This is a genomic window from Paraneptunicella aestuarii (assembly GCF_019900845.1).
GTDB lineage: Bacteria > Pseudomonadota > Gammaproteobacteria > Enterobacterales > Alteromonadaceae > Paraneptunicella > Paraneptunicella aestuarii.
Window position 1 is genome coordinate 2,379,085 of record NZ_CP074570.1, and the last position, 25,618, is coordinate 2,404,702.

A 25,618-nucleotide genomic window follows, 5' to 3' on the forward strand; every position below is an offset into this window, starting at 1 on the left:
GGTAAGCCAATGACTGTTTCTACAACACAACCACCTTTTCAACGTCGGAAAACCTCTCGAAGGACGGCTATTAGTCTCGATAGTCAGGAGTTGGTGAGCTTTAAAGCACTATTTTCTGACCAGAGTGATAACGAAAGCGGAAACGACAACGATCATGATAAAAGCGCGCTGCTCGTGCAAGCGAATGTACCCGGAATTCAATTAGCAGAATGGTGTAAGGACAAGCTTTCGTTGCTTAATGACAAGCTCTATCAACACGGCGCTATTTTGTTTCGAGGCTTTGCGGTTGAGCACGATGATGATTTTGTTCGCTATCTGAAGACCATGCCTTATGAGTTGTTAGGTTATTTGGAGCGCTCTACTCCCAGAAAAGAGGTTTCAACTCGCGTTTATACTTCAACGGTTTATCCGGCAGAAGAATCCATTGTCTTACATAATGAAAACTCTGCCGCCAACACCGTAGCTTTACGCCTTTGGTTTTATTGCTCGTTACCATCTCCTGTTGGGGGAGCAACGCCCATAGCGGATTCACGCAAAATACTCAGTTCTATCGACCCGGAAATCGTCGAAAAATTTAAGCGTTTAGGCTGGATGCTGGTTCGTAACTATACCGAGCAATTCGGTTATCGTTGGCAAGATGCGTTTGATGGTATGAGCCGGGCTGATGTGGAACAGTATTGCGATAACAACCACATTGAATGGGAATGGAAAAGTGACAGCCATCTTTGGACGCGTCAAACCCGTTCCGCTGTCATGTCTCATCCTCATACTGGTGAAGAGTCCTGGTTTAATCATATGGCATTTTGGCATAGAGCCAATTTGCCTCCTCTGGTATTGCAACAAATGATCGCAGAGGTGGGGAATGATGGGTTGCCCTACGACACCCTGTTTGGTGATGGTAGCCGTATTCCCGATGACGTTGCGCACCACATTCGAGATGCCTATCTCAAACAAAAACGTCTGTTTCAATGGCAAAAAGGCGATGTTTTAGCGATTGACAACCTGCTGTGTAGTCATGGTCGAGAGCCTTTTGCTGGTGAACGAAGAGTCAGAGTGGCTATGGCTGAAGCCTACACTCGACCAATATTTTCTCCCTCAAAATAAAAATAACAATAATCACACTTACGTATTTATGCATTAACTACAAGCATCGGGATTTGAGATATGACACACGGGTACGCATTGTCTCCAGAATTACGCCATTACTGGAAACTGTTTGAAAAAACACCGAACAACGCACGAACAATCATTCGTATTCAGGGCAGTTTGCATCAGGATGCACTGAAATTAGCGTTGGAAAATGTGGCGTCCAGGCATGAGATTTTGCGTACTCACTTAGCCTTACCTGAAAACATGATCATGCCACTTCAGGTTATTGCTGATGAAGTCCCCATTCATTGGTTTAATTCGGTAACCATGGTGTCTGAACGAACTGATTATTCCGGCCTAAAAGATTCTCACATTAAAGAACAAGCTAATGTCTTGTTTCAGAAAATGCACGGTTCTCAGATTGATTCCCCGGCTATACAGGCACAATTAATTCAGGTGGTGGCTCCTGATTCAGAACAGAATGAATATTACCTGTTATTGATGCTGTCAGGGTTTCAGGCAGATACTCAAACTCTCTACAATTTAACTGCCGAACTCGCCGCGTTATACGAACAAAACCTGTATGGGCAAAGTACCTTGCCACTGGTATCTGAGCCTGAGCAGTATGTGGATATTGCCGAATGGCAAAATGAGGTGATGCAATCACCGGATGGTGAAACGGGCAAGCAGTATTGGCGTAACCTGAATTTCTACGAAGCGGCACATACACCGATTTATCCGCTGCATAAGCGCATTCCTGAGCAATCCAAACCAGACTCAACGCAGTTCGATTTTTCTATTGCAGAGCCGCAATTGCTGTTATCGCTACAAAACCTGGCTCAACAATACGAAATTTCGTTGCCACACTTGCTATTTACCGCATGGCAAGTCTTGTTATATCGGTTGGATAAGCGTAGCGATTTGGTGCTTGGCTATGCGCAAAATGGCCGAGATCAGGAAATGGCTTCGTTGATGGGGCTAATGACCAAAACCTTGCCAATCAAGGTGAATATCAAAGACGAGTTAACCTTTTTGCAACTGTTGCAGCAAAATAAGCGCTCATTTGATGCGCTGGAAACCTGGCAGTATTGCTTTGACTGGCAAGAGCTAGGGCTCAATATAGATAAGCATGTAGATAAAAATCAGGAAACAAAAACAGAGCATACACCCTATTACTTGCCTTTCGCCTTTGAATACTCATGTTCTCACGCAATACACGCTAGGGAGAACCGCTTTGAGTGCATAATGCCTGATGCCAAATTTGATACCAGTGATTTACGGCTGAGCATTATCGAAGATAGCGCTAATCAAACGCTTTCCTGTCGATTCACTTTTGATAACAATCGCATTTCTGCTTCAGTCGTGCAGAGACTATCGGGGCAGTTTCAGGCATTGTTAGAACATCTTGTATCAGAACCGGAATTAACGATTGGAAAGCTGAATATCCTGCCTAAAGAGCAAAGGGACTATTTGCTCTACGGCGTAAACAGCAACCGCAAAGATTTTCTAAGCGACTCACCATTTTATGATTCGAGCCATGCAAATGACTATTTAGAGCACTTATGTGTTCACCACTTAATTGATGAGCAAGCACAACGCTATCCGCAAGCCATTGCCATTGAATTTAATGGTGAACAGCTTACTTATGCAGCGTTGCAGCAACGCTCAAATCAACTCGCTCATTTCCTTTTGGATAAGGGCGTTCAACAAGAACAAATTGTTGGCGTTCTATTGAATCGCAGCATTGACGTGCTGGTGTCTATTCTGGCGATATTTAAAGCGGGCGCGACTTATATGCCTGTGGATGTGTCCTATCCGGAAGATCGCATTCATTACATGCTGGATAATTCTGAAGCGGCAGTGGTGATTAGTCGCTCTGAATTCAGTAGCAAAGTGGCTGATCGGGCTATTCAGTCTCTGGAACTGGACGGCGTTAATTGGAATGATTTTCCTGATTCAGCGCCTGAACAAACAATCAATACTCATCAAAATGCCTATGTTATCTATACCTCTGGCTCAACGGGTAAACCCAAAGGCACCTTGATACCGCACAGGGCCTTGTTAAATCATTGCCTGGGAATACAGGATTTATACCAATTTACACCTGACGATCGCGTGCTGCTGTTTGTTCCCTTTAACTTTGACCCTTCACTGGAACAGTCTATTCCTACGCTTATGTCGGGTGCGACAGTAGTCATGAAAGGCGATGAAACCTGGCCGTTGGCGGATGTCAGTCGCATTATCGCCGAGCAAAAACTCTCGGTTATCAGCTTTACGCCCGCTTATTGGCATTTGCTGGTACAAAGCTGGGTAGGGCAGCTCCCAAGAGAGGACATTGCTCATTTGCGTTTAATCTCTGTCGGTGGTGACAAACTGCATCCTGAACTTGTACAACAATGGATGGACTTTGGCCTTGAGCATATTCGCTTGCTGAATTCCTATGGCCCCACAGAAACCACCATTACCCCGTGTATTGCCGAGCTTAACACTTGCCCGTGGCAGCAATATGGCATTGTGTCGATTGGTAAACATCTGCCTAACCGTAATGCTTATGTGCTGGATGAATACCAACAACCCGTGCCATTCGGATGTGCCGGTGAATTACACATGGGCGGTGAAAGTATCGCCTCCGGCTACCATAAGCAGCCCATGTTAACGGCAGAAAAGTTTATATCGGATCCATTCTGCGGTGATCCACAAGGCAAGATGTACCGAACCGGCGATCGGGTTTTCATGTCCGAAGAAGGCGATTTCTATTTTCTTGGGCGTGTTGATGAACAGATTAAAATTCGTGGTTATCGCATTGAAATGGGGGAAATTGAAAAAGCCATCTATCAACACCCCGATATTCAGGAAGCCGCAGTGGCGGCAATGCGCATTAACGACAAGGATCTGGATAAGCAGTTAGTCGCTTTTTATGTGTCTAAAAGTGGTCAGGATCTCAAGCGTGAGCTGCAAGCGTTGGCACAAAACGCATTGCCTGAATTTATGCGTCCTTCATTGTGGGGACAATTATCGGCGTTGCCTTTACTCCCTAATGGCAAACTGGATCGTAAACAACTGACGCTAGATCTCATTACTGCTAATGCCGAAGCAGAAAATCAAGCGCCAGAAACGCCGGAAGAAAAACGACTGGCAGCCATTTGGCAAGAGCTGTTTGGCATTGAGCAGGTGGGAACTCAGCAGCAATTCTTTGAACTGGGCGGACATTCATTATTGGCTATTCGTTTAGCTGCCAGTGTACGTCAGGCGTTTGAGGTGGAACTGTCCATCAAGGATATTTACAACGCTGAAAATATGGCTCAAATGGCTGCCATGATCGCTAGCAAACAAGTGCCGAGCAAGCAAGGTCAGAGTGAAACAGGTGCAACCCCGTCTGAATCCGATATCCGTGCGTTAGATAGCAAAACCGCGCCATTGTCTTTCTCTCAAGAACGATTATGGCTACTGAATGAGTTGGGTTTTGGTACTCAATATCATATGTATGGCGTGTTGCAATTGCCTCAAGCCATCATTCAGGAAGAAGGTTTTGAGCCGGAATTATTACAACAGGCACTGAATCAGCTCATTGCTCGTCACGCCAGTTTGCGGACTGTTTTCGAGGAAGCGAAAAAGAAAGAACCAGAGCACGAACAAGAACAAACCTCATCGGCTTTTGTGCAACAACGCGTTCTGGATCAGCTTGATGTCGCTCTGGGATATGTTGAATTAAGAGCGGAACAAGATTCTTTTGACGAGTACATCCGCCATTGGATTGAACAACCTTTTGATTTGTCCCAGGCGCCATTAATTCGGGCAACGCTGATCAAAACCAGTGACGATGACTTGAGATTCGCACTGTGTATGCACCACATCATTGCCGATGCATGGTCGGTGAGCATGTTATTGAAAGAACTAAGCCAGATTTATCAAGCGCTTAAAAACGACAATACCATTGAACTTCCTGAAATTGCTCGTCAATACACGCAATTTGCCCACTGGCAACGAGAAACCTTCAGCAATGACATTGTGGGGCGGGAATCGGCTTATTGGTTGTCGCAACTGGATGGCTATCAAAACTTCGATGGTTTTAGTGATTTTCCTCGTAAAGTCGTTCTGCCCGGGGAACCCGCACCTGCAGGAAAACTGGTTAGAACCCATCTTAATGCCGAAACGTTGAATGCTTGGAAGGGCGTCTGTTCACAGCAGAAAATCACCCTCAACACTTTATTAATGAGCTCGGTTTATATTCTGTTAAGCCGTTATGCCAATCAAACCGATTTTTGCCTGGGTATGCCGGTCGCGGGTCGACAAGAAGCCGCATGGCAAGATGTGGTGGGCTGTTTCATTAATGTGCTACCTATTCGCATTAAAACCGGTTTACACAACCATAACGTTAAGCAATTTATGGATGCCGTGCAGCAAGTTATTCTGGCGGCTCAGGAGCATCAATCGTTCCCATTTGAGAAGTTGGTTGAAGAGTTACAACCTGAAAGAGACTTAAGCCGCAATCCGGTATTTCAGGTCATGGTAAACCATATCAATGCAGTACAAAGCCTCAGCATAGTAGGGCATAAAGCCACCATTGTTGATTTGGAATACGTTGCTGCTAATTTCGATTTGTCGATGGACTTTATCGAACACAGTGATAACAGTCTGGAATTAAGCATTACCTACCGTACTGATCTGTATCGAGACAGCTCTATTCAACAGTTAATGAGCCATTGGTTGTACCTGATAGAACAGATGTTGCAAGCGCCAGACGCTATGACGAACAGCCTGGAATTGCTCAGTGATGAAGAAAAGCAGCAGGTTTTGCTGGATTGGAATCAACCCGATATATTTGAACCCGAGTCTAAAACAAAGCAGAACCGCTCTTTGTTGCAACATATCGCCGACAATGCCCGTTTATATCCTCAAAACACCGCGTTGGTTTGTGGTGCCAATCAGGTTAGCTATCAGGAATTAGAACAGCAAGTTGATCAACTGGCTGCCCACATTCTAAAACAAGAGCAAGCTAATGGTTTAATGGGTGTTTATCTGGATCGCAGTATTGAGATGGTGGTTGCCATGTTGGCTATCTGGAAAGCCGGAGCCACCTATGTACCGCTGGATCCGGAATTTCCAGCCAGTCGACTGCAATATATGGTTGAAGATGCGCAACTCAGCTGCATTGTCAGCCATTCAGCTTTGCATGCCAGTAATGATTTTTCCAATGCTCATGTCATCAATATTGATGCCGTTCTGAAACAAAAAGAACCGATTGAACTTCCAATACCCGCCTTGAATCACAACGATTTGGCGTATGTTATTTACACCTCGGGTTCAACCGGGCAGCCCAAGGGCGTTGCTATAGAGCATGGAGCGCTAATCAACTTCTTAAATGGGGCAAGCCAGCGTGTTGGTATAGACAAAAACAGCTACTGTCTAGCAGTGACAACCATGGCTTTTGATATTGCAGGTTTGGAGTTGTTTGCGCCTTTGATGCAAGGCGGCAAGGTGTATATTGCCAGCGTTGAACAAACCCGAGACGGCGAACAGTTGGGAGACATTCTCAATCAACAACCCATCTCGCTGATGCAAGCCACGCCAGCAACCTGGCAAATGCTGCTGGATAGCCCGTGGCAGCCAAGATCTGATTTAAACAGCATGACTATTCTGTGTGGTGGTGAAGCTTTACCGAAAGGCTTGGCGCAAAGACTTACAGAGCGGTTTGGTCGAGTGTTCAATTGCTACGGCCCAACCGAAGCGACGATTTGGTCTCACATGGACGAAGTCCATTTTTGCGACGATGCCGTCACTATTTGCGGGCTATTGCCGGGCTATCAACAATATGTGGTTGAACCTGACACGCTGCAATTGCAGCCTGATGGCGTTGTAGGTGAATTGCTGTTGGGTGGGGACAGTCTGGCTCAAGGATATTGGGGTAAACCGGCATTAACCGAAAAGCAATTTATTACTGCACCTTTCTCTGTAAATAACCAGCCCCCCAGGCTTTATCGTACTGGCGATTTAGTGCGAAGAATAAATGATGGCAGCCTGGCCTTTGTCGGGCGTAGCGATCAGCAGGTTAAGATCCGTGGTTACCGTATTGAACTGGGCGAAATTGAAGCGCAATTAGCAGCCATTAAACACAATCAGGACGCCGTGGTGGTGGCTCAGGCCGACAATAAAGGCAATCAATACCTGGTGGCCTTTTTGGTGCTTTCCCATTTTGCCAGTGACAGTGTCAAGGCTGAGTTAATCCGCGAATATAAAGCTGTGTTGTCGGAATCACTGCCTGCCTACATGGTTCCAGAGCATTACGTATTCCTCGACAAGCTTCCTTTAACGCCCAATGGCAAAGTGGATCGTAAAGCGCTGCAAAACCGTGAAAAACGCGATTTATATTCTCTGCAAACACTTGAGTCACACTATGTCGCACCACGTAATAAACAGGAAGCTGCGCTGTGCGCCATTTGGCAACAAGTATTGAATGTCCCCAAAGTGGGCATTGAAGATAACTTCTTCGCATTAGGTGGGCATTCTATTCTAGCCAGCCAGTTAGCCAGTCAGGTGCGCGCACAATTGAGCATCAACCTGACCATGCGCCAGTTGTTTGAGTATCCGACCATTGCACAGCTAATGCAGCAGCATGAGCAAAGCGCTTCGTCTTTGTTATCTCAAGAGCTGCCAGAACTGCTTCCTGCCAATCGTGAATTGCCTTTAAGCTTGTCTTACGCGCAACAGCGCATGTGGTTTATCGATCAGTTTGGCAAAGGTAGTGTTCAGTACAATATGCCTGCGGCTTTTTCTCTCAAAGGCGAAGTGCGTGTTGAAGCGCTTAAACGGTCTTTATTGGCGTTAATTCAACGCCATGAAATCTTACGAACGGGCTTTATTACCGGGCGTCGTGATGTTGAGCAATATGTACGACAAGCTTTCGACCTGCCATTTGTTGAGCGTGATCTTAGCTCTGAAACTGATAGCAGTACCGAATTTAAAGATAATAACCATCGCAATAAGCTGGAAGCCTTGGTTGAAGAAGAAATTCTGCGTGAGTTTGATCTACTTAACGAGCTTCCTATTCGTTTCTTGTTACTGAAACTTTCCTCGAATGAGTATGTTGCGGTTTTAACCTTGCATCATATTGCTGCTGATGGCTGGTCGTTAGAAGTTCTACTGCGAGAATTTAATCAGTTGTATGCGCAAGGTTTGGGCAAAGACCCGGCTTCTTTAGCTCAATTATCTCAATTAGCAGATCTTCCCATCCAATATGCGGATTACGCCCAGTGGCAGAAGCAATGGCTAAACGACGAGTATCTGCAAGCGGATATTCAATATTGGCAGCAACAGCTTAAAGGTCTGCCGCAAATCCATAGTTTGCCGTTGGATTATCCTCGTCCAGCACAACAAAGCTTTCATGGCGATGCGCTTGTTCAACAAATCAGAGCAGAACAACTGCAAGGGATACACAGCCTGTGCCAGCAACATGAAACCACCTTGTTTATGTTCTTGCAGTCTGTGTTTGCGGTGTTACTTTCAAGATTCAGTAATGAATCTGACATTGTGATAGGCGCGCCCATCGCGGGCAGACAAAACGCTCAGCTTGAACAATTGGTTGGCTATTTTGCCAATACTCTGGTGTTAAGAAGTCATGTTGATGGTGAAACGTCATTTGCCGCGCTCTTGCACGCCAATAAACAAATGATCCTGAATGCCTATACCCATCAGGAACTACCGTTTGAAATGCTGGTTGATAAACTCAATCCTGAGCGCAGCATGTCGCATAGTCCGCTGTTTCAAGTGGTGTTGGTATTGCAAAATCATGCTCAGGAAGCCTTGCAGTTACCGGGCATTGAATCTGAACTGATGTCGATGAATTCACCCTTGGTTCGCTTCGATTTAGAGTTAGTGGTTGAAGAACCTTCGACTCACAATAACGGCTTAACACTGTCATGGCGTTATAACCGGGATTTATTCGCTCGTGAAAGCATAGAACGCATGAGCGATGCCTTTGCCACGTTGCTGGAAGGTGCCATTCACCAGCCTGAATCCCCCGTTAGCCAATTACCGCTGTTGTCGGCCGCTGAACGAGAACAGCTTTTGTCACTGGCAACCTGTCAACCGGCCAATAGCGAAAACCCGGATCATAAGATTTGTATGCATACCTGGTTTGAACAGCAGGTACAAGCAAATCCCGATAGCATTGCGTTGGTCATGCCTGACGAGAATGGTTCCGAAGTTGTCTTGGGAGACGTGAGCAATACCGCGCAGAAACTTACTTACAGAGAACTGAATCAAAAGAGCAACCAGCTTGCTCATTACTTGCTAGAGCAGGGAATTCAAGCCAATGATTTGGTGGGGATCTGCGTTGAGCGCTCTGCAGAGATGCTTATTGCGATACTGGCAGTATTAAAAGCGGGCGCAGCCTATATCCCGCTGGATCCGGATTACCCGCCAGATCGTTTAGCCTTTATGATGCAAGACAGCCAGGCTCGATTGCTGCTGTGTCAGGCGCATTTACATAATTTGCTGTCTTCCACTTCAAGCGACATTATGCCAATCATTCTTGATGCTCAAGACATGAAGGAAGAACTGCAATCCTATCCGGACACCAATCCTGAACTCACTCTTGGCAGTGACAATCTGATGTATGTGATCTATACCTCGGGCTCAACCGGTACGCCCAAAGGGGTGTTGGTGGAACATGGTAATGTATCGCGCTTGTTCACATCGTCGGAATCGTTATTCCAGTTCGATCGTCAGGATGTCTGGAGCCTGTTCCATTCCTTCGCCTTTGATTTTTCTATCTGGGAAATGTGGGGCGCACTGGCTTATGGTGGCAAACTGGTGATTGTACCTAAAGCGACAGCCCGAGATACCCGTGCATTTGCACAACTGCTATTGCAGCAACAAGTCACCATGCTATCGCAAATTCCTACCGCCTTTTATGGGCTCAGCCGCGAGCTGGCAAACCTGAATATTAGCGCGGATATTAACTCGAATATTAAAGCGCCTATCGCACATCATGTTCGTACCGTAGTGTTTGGTGGCGAAGCACTGGACTACAGCCAGTTAAGCCTTTGGTACAGCATGTACGGCGATGACCATACCCAACTGGTGAATATGTACGGTATTACCGAGACCACGGTTCACGTGACTTACAAAGCCATTTCCAGTGCAGATATTAACCGCTACACCAGTAATATTGGTTTGCCGCTGCCTGATTTGTCGGTGTTTGTGTGCGACAGACATTTACAGCTATTGCCACAAGGTGTTGCCGGTGAATTGCTGGTTTCTGGTGACGGTGTGACCCGAGGCTATTTGAATCGCCCTGAACTGACCGCATCGCGTTTTGTGCATACTGACTTTGCTTCTGGCACGTTGTATCGAACCGGGGATTTAGTGCGTATTAATCAGCAAGGAAATCTGGAATATCTGGGAAGAATTGACCATCAGGAAAAAGTGCGCGGCTTTAGAATGGAACTAGGTGAAATAGAGTTTCAATTGTCTCGCCTGGAGCAAATTAACGAAGCCGTTGTTTTAGCCAAAGCCAATACTGACAGTCGCTACAGCAGTGACAAGCAACTCGTTGCTTATATAACATCATCTATCACTTCGCCAATAAATGTAAGCGAAAAAGAGGGTATGCGTAACCAGTTGATCAGCGAAATCAAGTCTTCACTGCAAGAGGTTTTGCCGGAATACATGATCCCGGCGGTGTATGTAATGCTGGATGCCATGCCGCTAACGCCAAGTGGCAAAATTGATCGTAAAGCCTTGCCAGAAGTCGGCGATCAAGATCGTCAGCAACAAGAGTATGTTGCTCCGTCGAATACCATAGAGCGTATTTTGTGTGACGTGTGGCAAGAGCTGCTGCACGTTGAGAAGATTGGCGTTCATGACAACTTCTTTGCCTTGGGTGGCGATTCCATTCGCGCCTTAAGTGTTGTTGCCAGTGCTGAAAAGCGCGATGTGTACTTTAGCGTTACGGACTTATTTAAAACCCCGACCATTTATGAACTTGCTCACGCGATTGGACAGTTGCAAGTTATTAATGAATCCATGATCACCTCTGATGAAGATTTACTGAGCCAGATTGAAGGACTAAGTGAAGAAGAGGTCGCGGCTATGCTAGATACATTGGATACCTTGGTAGAGCAGGACGAGGAGGATAATGTATGAGCCAGAAGCCGTTATCCGCCGAAAAACAACGCTTGTTTGAACTGCTAAAAGCAAAAAAAAGCGCAACAGAGCAGGTTAAAAACACAAAAGCGGCCTTTAAATCGGCTGAACCTTTTTCGCTTATTAGTGAAGAAGATAAAGCGCTATTACTAGAAAACAATCAGATTGATTTAGAGGACGCTTACCCGGTTGGGCAAATCCAATTGGGAATGCTCTATCATATGGAATTTGACGAAGTTCAACATGAATCAGCCGCTCAGGAAAGCGGCGCACCGCCTGACTCTCTATCCTCAAATAATCATCCTCCGGATTATCATAACGTCACAACATTTCGGATGCGTTTTAAAGAAGCGTACCAGCATAGTGATTTCGTCAAGGCGGTGAATGCGGTTGTTGCCAACCAGTCCAACTATCGCACAACCTTTGATTTAACCTCTTATAGTGAACCTTTGCAGCTGATCCATAAGGCATGCCCAATTACAGTGCCTTATGAAGATTTGCGCTCGCAAGAGCCGGCACAACAGCAACAGGTTATTCATGCCTTTATTGAGCGTGAAAACCTGAATCCGGTTGATATGACCTGTTTACCTCTGGTGCGTTTTTACATTCATCAGCTGGAAGACAATCAAGTCAGTTTAACCTTTACCGAGCCTCATTCCATTGCCGATGGCTGGAGTTTGCATCTGGCCTTTGTGGATATTGTTGATGCTTATTTGAAATATCGCCAGCAACAAGAGGTCGTGTTCACTCAGCCTAAAACCTCTTATGCCGACTTTATTCGCGCCGAGAAACAGGCGTTACAGTCTCAGGAAGCGAAAACCTTCTGGCGCAGTCAATTGGCGGAATGTGTCACAACTGTGCTGCCTAAACAGGTAGAAATGGCGGTTTCCAGCCACTTACCTCAACAGTTTGAATTAAATACACACATAGACGCTCACCGCGGTCGCTTCACTTTGCCAGCCAACGTAGTTCAGGCGCTACGAAAGCTGGTGCAACGAACCGGTTTTCCCATGAAAGCCATTTTCCTTGCGGCGCATTTCCGAGTGCTGAGTTTAGTCACCGGCCAACGTAAAGTCACAACGGGGTTGAGTTTTAACGGACGCTTGGAGGTAGAAACTGCCGAGCAAGTAAGAGGCATGTTCCTGAACACCTTGCCGGTAACGCTGGATTTAACGGGGGGAACCTGGCTACAGCTGATTGAACAAGCCCATAAAGCAGAAATGGCGATTGTGCCTTACCGACGTTATCCGGTGAGCGCGCTTACCCGTGAATTTAATCATGGCGCGAATAAGCAACAAGGCGATCAGATACTCTTTGATACTATGGTGAGCTTTCTGCATTTCCATTCCATGGAATCCACCATTAAAGACGGTCACGTTGAGATAGAGCCCACGGAAGACCTGTCCAAGTCCAATTTTGGTCTGGCCGGGCATTTCCACATGGACACCGAACGGGAAAACAGTATTCAGTTTATTGGTGATGCGGATCTCAACAAGATCTCGCGCAGTCAGTTTTTGGCTATGCTCGATTATTACCAGCGCGTTATTGCACAAATCGCGTTTCATCCTGATAGCAGTTACCACACGGAACACTTTTTGCCAAAGGCCGAATATCGCAAGCTGATGACCGAATGGCAGGGAGCAAAATTAGACTGTGAACAAGTGAATATTCCCGCCATGTTTGAGCAACAAGTGGCTCGAACACCCAATGCCATTGCTTTGCAGTGCAAAACGGGATCACTGACCTATCAAGCATTGAACGAAAAAGCCAATGCGCTGGCTCATTACCTGATCTCACAAGGTATTAAGCCCGATTCACTGGTGGCGATTTGCTTTGAACGAACATTGGATATGGTTATTGCCCAACTCGCCATATTAAAAGCGGGTGGGGCTTATGTGCCAATGGATCCCGCCTATCCCAAAGATCGCTTGGCGTACTATCTGCAAGACAGCAAAGCCGCTATGTTGCTGACTCAGGAAAAAGTGAAAGCCCATTTGTCTGAGATAGCAGAAGAGACATTGGTTATTTCTCTTGATGATCCTGCATTTAAAATGCAATTAGCCGCTCTAGAACAATCACAAGAGCAATCACAAAAACAACCACTAGAGCAAAACCCCAACTACGAATTTATCGGTCTTGCTCCCCATCATTTGGCCTACGTTATTTATACCTCCGGCTCGACCGGAAAACCCAAAGGGGTGATGGTTGAACATGGTAATACGGTGGCTTTTTTGCAATGGTGTTTAACGCAATTCAGCCCGCAAGAACTGTCTCGCGTTCTGTTTTCCACCTCAGTGTGCTTTGACCTGTCCATATTTGAGCTATTCGTGCCATTAAGCTGTGGAGGCACAGTGGTATTGGTTGATGATGTATTGGAACTGACGGCTTTATCAGACGATAAAGCCGATGAGCAAAATAAGGATCATTTGCAACAACTGACCTTAATCAATACCGTGCCTTCTGCCATAAAAGCCTTGCTGAAAACGGGGGATATTCCAGATTCCGTTACCACGGTGAATTTGGCTGGAGAGCCGTTATCGCAAGATGTGGTGGTTGCCCTTTATGCCCGTGGCGTAGAAAAGGTTTACGACTTATACGGCCCATCCGAGGACACTACCTACTCGACTTATTGCCTAAGAAAAGCTAACGGCATTGCCAGCATTGGCCGTCCTATCGCCAATACTCAGGCGTATGTGCTGGATAGTCATCAACAACCGGTTCCTATTGGCGTGCCTGGAGAGCTTTATCTGGCTGGAGCGGGCATTGCTCGCGGCTATTTAAATCGCAAAGAGCAAACCGACGAGCGTTTTTGTTATTTGCCCTGGTTGCAGCTACGCGCTTATCGTACTGGCGATCTGGTGCGCTATTTACCTGATGGCAATCTGGTATATCTGGGGCGCATGGACGATCAGGTCAAAATACGCGGATTCCGCATAGAATTGGGCGAAATTCAAACCCGGTTATTGCAGCAGGATATGGTGAAAGAGGTGGTGGTTATCGCCTGTTCCGATGATGAAGGCCAAAAACGCTTAGTGGCTTATCTGGTGCTGAATAGCAGCCAAAACGATAGTTTTGATGAACAAGCCATGATTGAGTCACTGACTCGTGCATTACAGGTTAACCTGCCGGCTTACATGATCCCAGGCAGCTTTGTCGTGCTCGAAGCTTTGCCGCTAACCTTAAACGGCAAGGTGGATAAACGTGCGCTACCCAAACCGGATTTTTCTAATCTTGCGACTCGTAAGGGCAATGAATATGTCGCGCCAGAAACCCCATTGCAACAGCAGTTGTGTGTACTTTGGGAGTCGGTGCTGCCACAAGAAAAAATAGGCATTCACGACAATTTCTTTGCTGCCGGTGGCGATTCTATATTGGCAATTCAGTTGGTGTCTAAAGCCAGAAAAAATGGTGTTCGATTTAGCGCCAAACAGCTGATGAAGCATCAGACCATCTCTGAATTAGCACGCGAATTAGCACAGGTATTGGCTTGCCAATTAGATCAAGAATTAGATCGTGAATTGACTCAGATTGTAAGTACGGCTGCGGATCAATCCGTATCGGACTCATTGCTTATTGCAAGGGTGCAAGAACCCACAACGTTAGAGCTCTTTTCTTTAGCGCGTTTTCCTTTAGCCCAGATCACTCAGGAAGAATTTGAAACCTGCTATCAACAATTCGGTGGTGTAGACAATCTGTACCCCGCATCGCCACTGCAACAAGGCATGTGGTTCCATTCAGTATTGGATAAACGCGCGTATCTGAATCAGCTGGAACTGAATATTACTGGCGAGCTTAATGTCGAAGCGTTTAAGCAAGCCTGGCAACGCACTGTGGGGCATTTTGAAGCCCTGCGAACGGTATTTGTGGGGGCGGCTGAAAATCTGCATCAATGGGTACTTGCTGCTAAGACTGTCAATTATGAATGGTTCGAATCTGAACAGGAACTCACGCAATTATCGGAATACCTTGAGCAGGATAGAGAGCGTGGATTTTTGTTTGATAACCGCAATGATGACGAAAGCAATAAACAGCCATACCCGTTAGCGCGATTTGCATTGTTCAAGCTCCGCAACGCTGAACAAGTCGATATACAAACGCAATACCGCTTTATCTGGACATACCATCATAGTTTGCTGGATGGCTGGAGCTTGCCATTAGTCTTTAAGCAACTTATGAGTGAGTATTATGCCTTGCTTGATGGTGTTGTGAATACCAACGCTGAGTTCAGAGCAGTTAATACTCAAAGCAGCGGAGCGCAATTTATTGCCTGGCTTCAGGCGCAAGATAAACGCGAAGCGTTAGCGTTTTGGCAGCAATATCTGCAAGGTATTGAGCTTCCTTCGTCCTTGGCAATGGATGCTGAATCAATCAGACAAGCCGATTCCATTTATAAAGAGACGGGTTATCAAGATCTGAGTTATCAAGAAACTGGTTATAAAGAAACAGGCTTCACTTTAAGCTCCACAGCAACCCAGCGATTGCAGCAAAAGGCAAGGGAATGGAATGTCACCATGAACACTGTGCTGCAATACGCCTGGGCAATGCTGTTACATCAATATGGTGGACATCAGGGGCGCGGCAAAAGCTCAGATAACGCACATTCTCATTACATGGTCATTGGCTCACCTGTGGCTGTGCGCCCGGACGATATTGACGAGGCGATTGAAGACGAAGAGATGGAAGACGAAACGATACAGGAAGGAGCCATGGACGAGGCAGTAGGACTCTTTCTCAATACCCTTCCGGTAAAGGTCAATTGTGGCATCTCTGCGCAAAAGTCGATCCAGCAACTGCATCAGGATATGCAGAAGGTGATGCAGTACAGCTATGTTTCACTAGCGGAAATTCAAAAACAGCTTGAGCAAAAGAAAATAGCCAGTAGCCCCGGGCAATCACTGTTCGATACATTATTGGCCTTTGAGAACTATCCTTTGGGCAATGCCCCTGACGCTCAAGAGCAGCCCCTGAATATCGAGGTTGTGCCGGGCAAGGCGCAAACCAATCATAAGCTGACGTTAAGCGCCAGTTTACAACCGTCTAAAGCTAATACTGAATCCCAACTATCTTTAAAAATCAGTTATCTGGCAGAGCATTTTGCATCCAATACCGTTTCAAGATTGACCTCTCAGTTAGAGCATATTCTGCAAGGGTTGGGTGAATCGACAGGCGAGGAAACCTTTAACTCTGGATTGCCTGATGCTGAATCAGCTTTAATCAGGGAATGGAATCAAACACAGGTCGATTTCCCAGACAATATCTGCATTCATCAGCTTTTTGAGCAGCAAGTCAAAGCCACGCCAAAGGCCATTGCGCTGATCTTCAATGAGCAACAACTCACCTATGAAGAGCTTAATAACAAAGCCAACCAGGTTGCACATTACCTGATCCAGCAAGAGATAAAGCAGCATGATTTAGTCGGCGTTTACATGCTGCGTTCAGTGGAAATGGTGGTTGCGCTATTGGCGATCCAAAAGGCTGGTGCGGCTTATGTTCCATTAGATCCGGATTACCCGGAAGCCAGACTTGAACACGTATTGCAAGATACAGCACTATCGCAGGTGCTAAGCCATTCAAAACTGCAAGATAAAGCCTTCTATTCAAAGCTGGCGCAAAGTGCCGGCAAGACGATAACGCCGCTTGATCAATTTGTTGCTTCCAATTTCAGCGCTGAAAAACCGGATGTGCAACATACCGCATCACAATTGGCTTACATCATTTATACCTCGGGGTCTACAGGGCTACCTAAAGGCGTGATGATTGAACATAAAGCGCTGGTCAATCGTATTCACTGGATGCAATCCGAATACAAGTTAGATGCAAGCGACGTGGTGTTGCAAAAAACGCCGTTTAGTTTTGATGTGTCGGTATGGGAGTTCTTCTGGCCATTGATTACTGGAGCAAAACTGGTGATGGCTGAGCCGGATGCTCATAAATTTCCAGAATATCTTGCAGAGGTCATTCAGGCACAAAAGGTCACGACATTACATTTTGTGCCTTCCATGTTAAATGCCATGTTACATAGTGGGCTATGGTCGCAATGCGATTCGGTGCGCCGTACTTTTTGTAGTGGCGAAGCCTTGAATGTCGAAACGGTTAAGGCATTTCATCGTGCCAGCAAGAGCGAATTGCATAACCTGTATGGGCCAACCGAGGCGGCGATTGATGTGTCGTATTGGCAGAGCCAGCCGGAAAATGCAGACGCATTGAACGTCGTGCCTATTGGCAAACCAATCCAAAATATTCAATTACAGGTGCTGAATGAGCAATTCCAGCCTGTACCTATTGGTGGTATTGGTGAGCTGTATATTGGTGGCATTGGGCTGGCGCGAGGTTATTTAAACCGTGATGAACTGACCAAAGAACGCTTTATTGAACTTGATATTAACCGTGAGCGGAATCGTTATTACCGCACAGGGGATTTGGCGCGATGGCTACCCAATGGTGAGCTGGAATATCTGGGGAGAAATGACCATCAAATCAAGCTGCGTGGTTATCGTATTGAACTGGGTGAAATAGAAGCCAAACTCCGTTCCTGCGAACAGGTTCAGGATGCCGTTGTGCTCGTTGCTTCAATACCAGCCTCTTCTCAAGCTTCCGCTTCATCCTCATCTAAAGCACAGGAAGCGCAACACCAGCAACTGGTTGCCTATGTGGTTTTTCAGGCAAATGAGAAAAATAAGGAAGAGCGTCTATTACAAACCAAACGAGATTTGGCACGAGATTTACCTTCCTTTATGGTTCCTGATAGCTATGTCGTGCTTGATGCTTTGCCACTGACGTCCAATGGCAAATTAGACAGAAAAGCGTTACCCAAGCCTGATCACCAGCACTATAACAAGGACAGAAAAGCTCAAGTTAAAGAAAAAGCGAATACAGCGAATGCCAGAAACCGTGTGGAGAGCTTGCTACAGCAAGCCTGGCAAGACGTGCTGGGGCTTGAGTTCATCGATCTTGAGGATAGTTTCTTTGAACTGGGTGGCAATTCACTGTTGGCGGTGACCTTGAAAGAGCGTATCCAGCAAGCATTACAAGCCGATTTTCCGGATTTGGCTTCGTTGATTAAAGTGACTGATATCTTCACTTATCCCAGTGTTGCAGCCATGAGCGGTTTTTTAAGGCAATCAGCAGGGGATAGTATCCCTTGGGAACCCGAAGTATCTGACAGACATACGCCTCAAGCCATTGGTTCAGATATCGCCATTATCGGCATGAGCGGCAAATTCCCGGATGCCAGTAATGTTGACGAGTTTTGGCACAACCTGTTGGATGGACATGAAGCGCTGGAAGAGTTGTCTGATGATGAATTACGCCAACGCGATGTGCCTTTAGAATTAGTTAACAATCCCGACTATGTAAAACGCAGTATGCGTTTCACCGGGCGGGAATGGTTTGATAACGACTATTTTCACATTCCAAACAAGCAAGCGTCGATGCTTGATCCTCAAAATCGTTTATTGCTGCAAACCGCGGTGCATTGTTTGGAAGATGCCGGATATCCGCCGTATTCGAGAAAAGCTCAAGGTGTGAATGCGAGAATTGGGGTTTATGTGGGCAAGTCCAGCAACATTCCCTGGTTGCAGATGATTAGCGCAGCAATGGCTAATACTGGCGCTAACGATGCCACAAGCGCTATTACTGCGCTAACGCAGGTAGAAAAAGACTTTCTGGCGACTCAGATTTCTTACTATCTCAACCTGACCGGCCCCAGTATTAATGTCTCCACAGCTTGTTCCACCTCGCTCGTTGCGGTGGCTGAAGCTTGTAAGGCATTGATGTTTGGTGAGTGCGAAATGGCGTTGGCTGGCGGGGTAAGTTTGATGCCAATGGAGCCCGCTGGCTATTTGCACCAAGGCGAGTTTATCGAATCAAAAGATGGCCATTGTCGTCCTTTCGATCGCGACGCCAGCGGCATGGTGCAAGGCAATGGTGCCGGGTTGGTATTGCTCAAGCCCTTGTCCTTAGCGATGGAAGATAACGATCAGATCCATGCGATAATTAAAGGCTGGGGCTTGAATAATGATGGCGCTCAGAAGACCTCTTTCGGTGCGCCTAATCTGCAAGGTCAGGCTGAGGTTATTCGTGAGGCTTACCGTAAATCGGGCATTGAACCGGGTTCCATTCACTATATCGAAACCCACGGAACCGGTACCTATATTGGCGACCCGGTGGAACTTGGTGCGTTGTCTCAGGTATTTTCCGCTTCAAATCCTAAAACAACCCCGTGTTGGTTAGGTGCCGTCAAAGCCAATATTGGTCATTTGGATGCGGCGGCTGGTGTTGCGGGTTTGATTAAAGCGGTTCAGGTACTGAAAACGGGTATCGTGCCGCCTAATCGGAATTTTCATGTTCCTAACCCGGAATTAGCCGAGTGGGTGAATCAGGACGGAGCTTCTTTTGCTACTACGCCTTTTGCTATTAGCAATGAAGTTCAAAAAATTGAGTCGGAAGGCGCAAGGCGAGCGGCAGTAAGCTCCTTTGGCATTGGCGGCACCAATGTGCATTTAATATTGGAGCAAGCGCTAGAAATAGATGTTCAACAAGCAACAAACGATAACAACCAAAGCGCGATTAAACACTTGTTGCCGTTATCCGCCAAAGACGAATCGGCCTTAAAACGCAGCGCAAGTCGCTTGTTAACGCACCTTGAAGCCCGTCCTGAACTGTCTCTTGCCGATGTCGCTTATACCTTGCAAACAGGACGACGCCATCATAGTCACCGGTTACTGTGGCAAGAACATAGCCTGGAAAACTTTAAAGCCAGTTTGCGGCACATTGTTAGTAGCGACTCGGAGCTAACACCCGTTTTAACCGAAGCCGTTAAACCGAGTGATATGGTGTTTATGTTTCCGGGGCAAGGCAGTCAGTATGCAGGTATGTTTGCTGAACTTTATCAACGGGATCCCAGCGATTACTCTTGTTATCGGGAAAACATTGATGCTTGTATCGCTGAATTTGAAAGGCAATGGCAAGTCTTTGCTCAATCTAACCCCACGTATACCTTGGATGTGCAGTGGTTAACGGATTCGTTGCGTTCAATATTATGTGCTCCCAAACCCGTCGTTGATGAGTCGTTTCAAACCGAACTGGTACAACCGGCATTATTCTGTGTGGAATATGCCCTTGCCAAATCACTGATGGAGCAGGGGGGAACGCCCAAAGCCATGATAGGGCATTCATTAGGGGAATATGTCGCAGCGACGCTTTCGGGTGTCTTTGAATTGAGCGATGCCATCAAGTTGGTGACGTATCGCAGTCAATTAATGCAATCGCTTGAAGCTGGGAGAATGATCTCGGTTCAGGCCAGTCAGGATGTGCTGCAAACCTATGCTCAGCAGTATGATTTAAGTATTGCGGCAATTAATGGTGATCGTTTGGGAGTGCTGTCGGGAAGTATAGAGAAAACAGAGCGTTTCTTGTCTTATGCACAGAAAACAGGGATGCGCTATCGGCTATTAAACACCTCTCACGCATTCCATTCATCCATGCTTGATCCGGTTTTGCCTGCCTTTAGAGAGGTATTAAGCAGCATTAGCTTACATGCCCCAAAAATGCCATTTATCTCTAACGTTACAGGGGAGTGGATAACATCTGAACAAGCAACAGACAGCCAATACTGGGTTGAGCATTTACGTGGCACTGTGATGTTCTACCCGGGTGTGCAATGCCTCACTCATAACAGTGACTCTGTGTATTTGGAGGTGGGGCCAGGCAACACCTTAACCGGGTTGCTGGGGCGTTATATTCCAGAGCAGTTACCGCGCATTCTTTCTGCGGATAAGCCTGTTTATCAAGGTGTGGAAAGCGAGAACGGGTTGCAACAATTATTGGTTGATGCCTGGTTGCAAGGCGCCAATATTGATTGGGATAGATTTAATATCAATAAGCAAGGAAAGACCGTTTCCTTACCCGGTTATCCTTTTGCGGAAAAAGCACATGCTGTGCCTAAGAGAACGGCGATTTCTAATGTAATGAAGCCGCAAACCCGATTTAGTCTGGACGACTGTACTTATCTTCCGATTTGGAAACCGGTTGGGCTGGCTCACGAGTTCTCACCGATAGCCTTGTCGGATAGCAAATCGGTTCTGTTGTTTACCTATACGGATGAAACTCAAGCTAGCTTAGGTAGCTCGGGTATTACGCAACAAATGGCAAGTGCATTGAAAACGCATTTGGGTCTTTTAGATTCTGCCGAGTTGGATGTTTATCAAGTTCATATCGGCAGTGAGTTTAAGCAAATCAACGAGCAGTGTTTCGAAATAAACCCGGAAGCTCCGGCGGATTACCAACGGTTATTGCAACACTTGCAAGATACTCGCGGTGCGATCCCTGAGTTAATTCTTCATGCGTGGAACCTGACTCTTAACGAAACAGATAGAGACAAAGACGAGCTAACACTGGCGCAAATGCAGCCAGCTCAAACCATCAGTGTTTACAGTGGTGTTTATCTGGCACAGGCGTTGTCGCCTTACCTTTCCAATAACACCATTGCCCTGCGCTTTATCAGTAGCAATGCGCATCCTGTACCGGGTGATCATCGTTTTGTTCCGCAACACTCAGGAATAACGGCTGTCAGTAAGATTATTGGCGTGGAGTACAACCGTTTATCCTGCCAATCCATTGATGTTGATTTATCTCAACCGAATATCAATGTCGTCAGTCTGGCAGGGCAAATATTAGCGGAAGCCTTTGGTTTTAAAGATGACGCTAAACCAGACGATCTGGTTGCCATCCGTCATGGCATGCGCTTTTTGCCTTCCTATGAGCAAGTTCGCTTACCAGAAGTGAAAACTCAAACCCGATATAAAGAGCAGGGTGTGTACCTGATTGTTGGCGGGTTAGGTGGCATGGGATTGGTGTTTGCTGAACATATCGCCAAGCATGTAAATGCCACGATTGTGTTGCTTAACCGTTCGACCTTTATTGCACGCGATAAATGGGAAGAGTATTTACTTGAACATGCATCCTCGCAACAAGAAGAACATCTCATTACCTGTAAACGTATCCGCGCCATTCAGCATATTGAGAAGCTCAGTAGCCGGATTGTGATACAGCAAGCTGATGTAGCGAACCGTTCAGATATGACCCGAGTGATTGAATACATTTACAAGCAGTGCGGGCAAATAAACGGATTAATTCATAGTGCTGGTGTGGTGGATTACGGTGGCATTATTCAGCGTCGCGATAAAGCCACTATTGAGCAATATACGCGCTCTAAAATTCAGGGCACGCTTTTGTTAGATGAGTTGTTAGAGGGGCTACAGGCAGATCATCCTCTGGATTTCATGATACTGGGTTCCTCCATTGCCAACGTTGCCTATTACTCGCGCTATGCTCAAGTGGGTTATGCCATCGCTAACGAGTTCCTCGATTGCTTCTCCTACTATAAGAATTCAGTGAGCGAAACCTTTACCAGCACCATCAATTGGGATGATTGGTATGAAGATGGGATGTCTGCGCAAATTCTGGATAACGCCGGAAGAAGCGATTTTGACCGTGAACAGGTGTCTTTGCTCAATGATGAAGGGGAAGAACTTTATAGCCGCATACTGAATAGCTCCCACTCCAGAGTCGTAGTTTCTACCCAGCCGTTAACCCGGTTGATGAACTATTACTACGATTTAGTGATGTCTACCTATCACGAACTGGAACTCAGTGATGATCAAACCGAAGAGCTTTCAAGTGACAAACAAAGCTTTAGCGCCGAAGAGATCAGGGAACAGGTTATCGCAGCGGTCACAGAAGTGTTTGGTACTCAGGATGTTTCAAGTACATCTGAAAGCGGAGAGAGGGATGGAGAGCTGGATTTTGTCGCACTTGGCGGCGATTCACTCATCGCACTACAACTGATTAATAACTTACAAAAACGTCTGGGTATACGCATTGGTGTGGAAGATATCTTCGCTGATACCCGGATATCCAGCATTACAAACAATCTTATAAAACAACATAGTCAAAACCAGTTAATGGAAGTGGTAAGCAGTCACCATAATCAGGATGAAGACAGCGAAAATGCTGAACACAGCAGAGAAACGGGGTTGATTTAGGTTGTTGATTAGGCACTAAAAAAGCAAATACACACGGGATAATTATTCATATGAGCATAAGCACAACAAGCAAAAATGAATTTCGAATACTGGATGGTGATTGTATTCGAAAGCTCTTGGCTGGTAACGAAGCCAATGTTGTACAGATAGTGAAAAACGCTTATACCACCTACGGTAAAGGTGCATTTTCACTGCCCCATTCAGTTTTTCTGCGTTTTGAGGAACAACCCGCGAACCGGATCATTGGGCTGCCGGCTTATCTTGGCAACGAATTCAATGTTGCCGGTTTGAAATGGGTGTCTTCGTTTCCGGGAAATCTGGAAAAAGGCATTGATCGTGCTTCTGCTACATTAACCTTAAATGATATGGAAACCGGGCGGCCTATCGCCTTGCTGGAAGCGTCGTCGATTAATGCTTGTCGCACTGCGGCAAGTGCGGCCTTAGCGGCGCAGCTTTTACATGATAAAACAAATGCAACCCATTGCAGTTTGATTGGTTGTGGCTACATTGGCTTTGAGTGCTTGAACTACCTTAAGCACTGCATACCGTCGTTAACTGACGTTACCTTGCTGGATTTGGATGAGAGCCGAGCGAAACATTTGGCGCAACGGTTAGATGAAGCGCACATCGACCTTCGTGTGCAATTTACCCAAGATATCGCTCAAGCCTGTCAGGCGGATATTGTGGTCTTCGCTACAACGGCGGGTACGCCCTGGTTATTGGATGAAACGCTGTTTTCGCCAGAAACAACGGTTCTGCATGTGTCCCTGCGTGATTTGGGAACGCAAGTGATGTTGTCCGGACAAAATATTGCAGACGATATCGACCATGTCTGCCGAGCCAATACGTCACCGCATCTGACAGAAATGGAAACGGGCAACCGTGATTTTATGACGACCAGCTTGCCAGATGTTTTAGCTGGAAATGTCCAATATCAACGAGACAAAACCAAACCATTGATTTTCAGCCCTTTTGGTTTAGGCATTTTGGATATCGCAGTTGGGCAATGGTTGCTACAACAAGCCATAGAAAAAGAGCAGGGAACCGTTATCCATAACTTCTTTCCCACTCCCTGGAAAACAGATTCAGAAAAAGATTCAGAGGTGTCGTTATGATCAATGCAAACCTGTTAGATTTGGTCGGTAACACGCCCATTGTTAATCTCAAGCCCTTTGATGAAAACGATTTTTCTAACGGCGATTGTAGTGCGGATATTTACGCCAAGCTGGAGTATTACAATCCAACCGGAAGCATTAAGGATCGCCCTGCGGCTTACATTATTCGTCACCTGCTGTTAAGCGGAGAAATCAATAAAAACAGCACCATTATTGAGTCTTCATCTGGCAACTTTGGCATTGCATTGGCGGCAATTTGTAAGTCGGAAGGCATTCGATTTATTTGTGTTATCGACCCTAATATCCTTAGTCATAATGAGTTTTTATTGCGCCAATATGGTGCTGAGATCGTGAAAGTATCAGAGCGTGATGATACTGGTGGTTATCTGAAAACCCGATTACAGAAAATCCAGGAGTTGAAAGAGCATAATCCGGATTTTGTCTGGATCAACCAATATGCCAATCCGCGTAATGCCATGGCACACTACTATGGCACTGGAATGGAAATCTATAAAACCTTTGCCGATCAAGGGTTGGACTATATTTTCATTGCGGCGAGCTCAGGCGGCACGATTGCCGGAACCTCACAAATCCTTAAAGAGCAGTTTCCGCAAATTAAGGTGATTGCCGTTGATGTGGAGGGCTCTGTGATATTCAGCGATGAGCCCAAGAAACGTTATATCCCGGGGATGGGATCCAGCATTCGCCCGGAACAGGTGAAAAGGGCACATATTGACCAGATTATTCATGTAAAAGAAAAGGATATCATTGATGGCTGCATGGAATTAATGCATCACCACAGTCTGTTTGTTGGTGGTTCATCGGGAGCCGTTTATGTTGCCATGAAGCAGTTTATTCGTTCAAAAGAGTTTGTCAGTTCCTATATCAAACCCAATTACCCCGACAATAAAGGTTCCAAGAACACTCAAAGCTGTCATCCAAAGATGTTGATGTTATTTCCGGATCGTGGTGATCGCTATACATCGACTGTATACAATGAGCAGTGGGTAAAAGAACATTACGTGGACAATTTAACGTTAGAAAGCATTATTGAGGAAAATCGCGAGATAGCTCTATAGCCCTTGTTTTTATTGACGACGTCACAAGTAAATATCAAAAATAAAAAGGCAATATTTGAGCGCCATTTATTGCCTTTTAACCTTCCATTTCCGTCCTCATCTACTCTTCTTCTACATCGTTTTTTCGAATTAATCAAAAGTCATG

At 46.1% G+C, this 25,618-nt stretch carries 5 protein-coding genes; all 5 read left to right on the forward strand.

The window, feature by feature from the left end; all coding sequences use genetic code 11:
• The first annotated feature begins 9 nt into the window (after positions 1 to 9).
• The 5 genes from KIH87_RS09780 to sbnA are packed head-to-tail and all read left to right on the forward strand — an operon-like array spanning position 10 to position 25,473.
• The gene (locus KIH87_RS09780) at positions 10 to 1,104 is read left to right on the forward strand and encodes a TauD/TfdA family dioxygenase (protein WP_232361351.1); all 1,095 of its coding nucleotides are present in this window, start codon (positions 10 to 12) and stop codon (positions 1,102 to 1,104) included.
• Between the two features lie 60 nt (positions 1,105 to 1,164).
• Positions 1,165 to 11,235 (forward strand): non-ribosomal peptide synthetase, encoded by a 10,071-nt coding sequence (locus tag KIH87_RS09785; RefSeq protein WP_232361352.1) that lies wholly within the window; start codon positions 1,165 to 1,167, stop codon positions 11,233 to 11,235.
• On the forward strand, positions 11,232 to 23,279 hold the full coding sequence (locus KIH87_RS09790; protein WP_232361353.1) for a non-ribosomal peptide synthetase/type I polyketide synthase: 12,048 nt from the start codon (positions 11,232 to 11,234) through the stop codon (positions 23,277 to 23,279). Before KIH87_RS09785 ends, KIH87_RS09790 begins: the two co-directional genes overlap by 4 nt.
• 50 nt (positions 23,280 to 23,329) lie before the next feature.
• Positions 23,330 to 24,394 (forward strand): 2,3-diaminopropionate biosynthesis protein SbnB, encoded by a 1,065-nt coding sequence (sbnB, locus tag KIH87_RS09795; RefSeq protein ID WP_232361354.1) that lies wholly within the window; start codon positions 23,330 to 23,332, stop codon positions 24,392 to 24,394.
• A complete protein-coding gene (sbnA, locus tag KIH87_RS09800) occupies positions 24,391 to 25,473 on the forward strand; it encodes a 2,3-diaminopropionate biosynthesis protein SbnA (RefSeq protein WP_232361355.1) in 1,083 nt (360 codons plus the stop codon). The genes sbnB and sbnA overlap by 4 nt, the downstream gene beginning before the upstream one ends.
• Positions 25,474 to 25,618 lie beyond the last annotated feature (145 nt).

Bases quoted from the DNA above. Each gene is read 5' to 3' on its own strand.
- KIH87_RS09780 (WP_232361351.1), top strand. From the start codon at position 10: ATGACTGTTTCTACAACACAACCACCTTTTCAACGTCGGAAAACCTCT.
- KIH87_RS09785 (WP_232361352.1), top strand. From the start codon at position 1,165: ATGACACACGGGTACGCATTGTCTCCAGAATTACGCCATTACTGGAAA.
- KIH87_RS09790 (WP_232361353.1), top strand. From the start codon at position 11,232: ATGAGCCAGAAGCCGTTATCCGCCGAAAAACAACGCTTGTTTGAACTG.
- sbnB (WP_232361354.1), top strand. From the start codon at position 23,330: ATGAGCATAAGCACAACAAGCAAAAATGAATTTCGAATACTGGATGGT.
- sbnA (WP_232361355.1), top strand. From the start codon at position 24,391: ATGATCAATGCAAACCTGTTAGATTTGGTCGGTAACACGCCCATTGTT.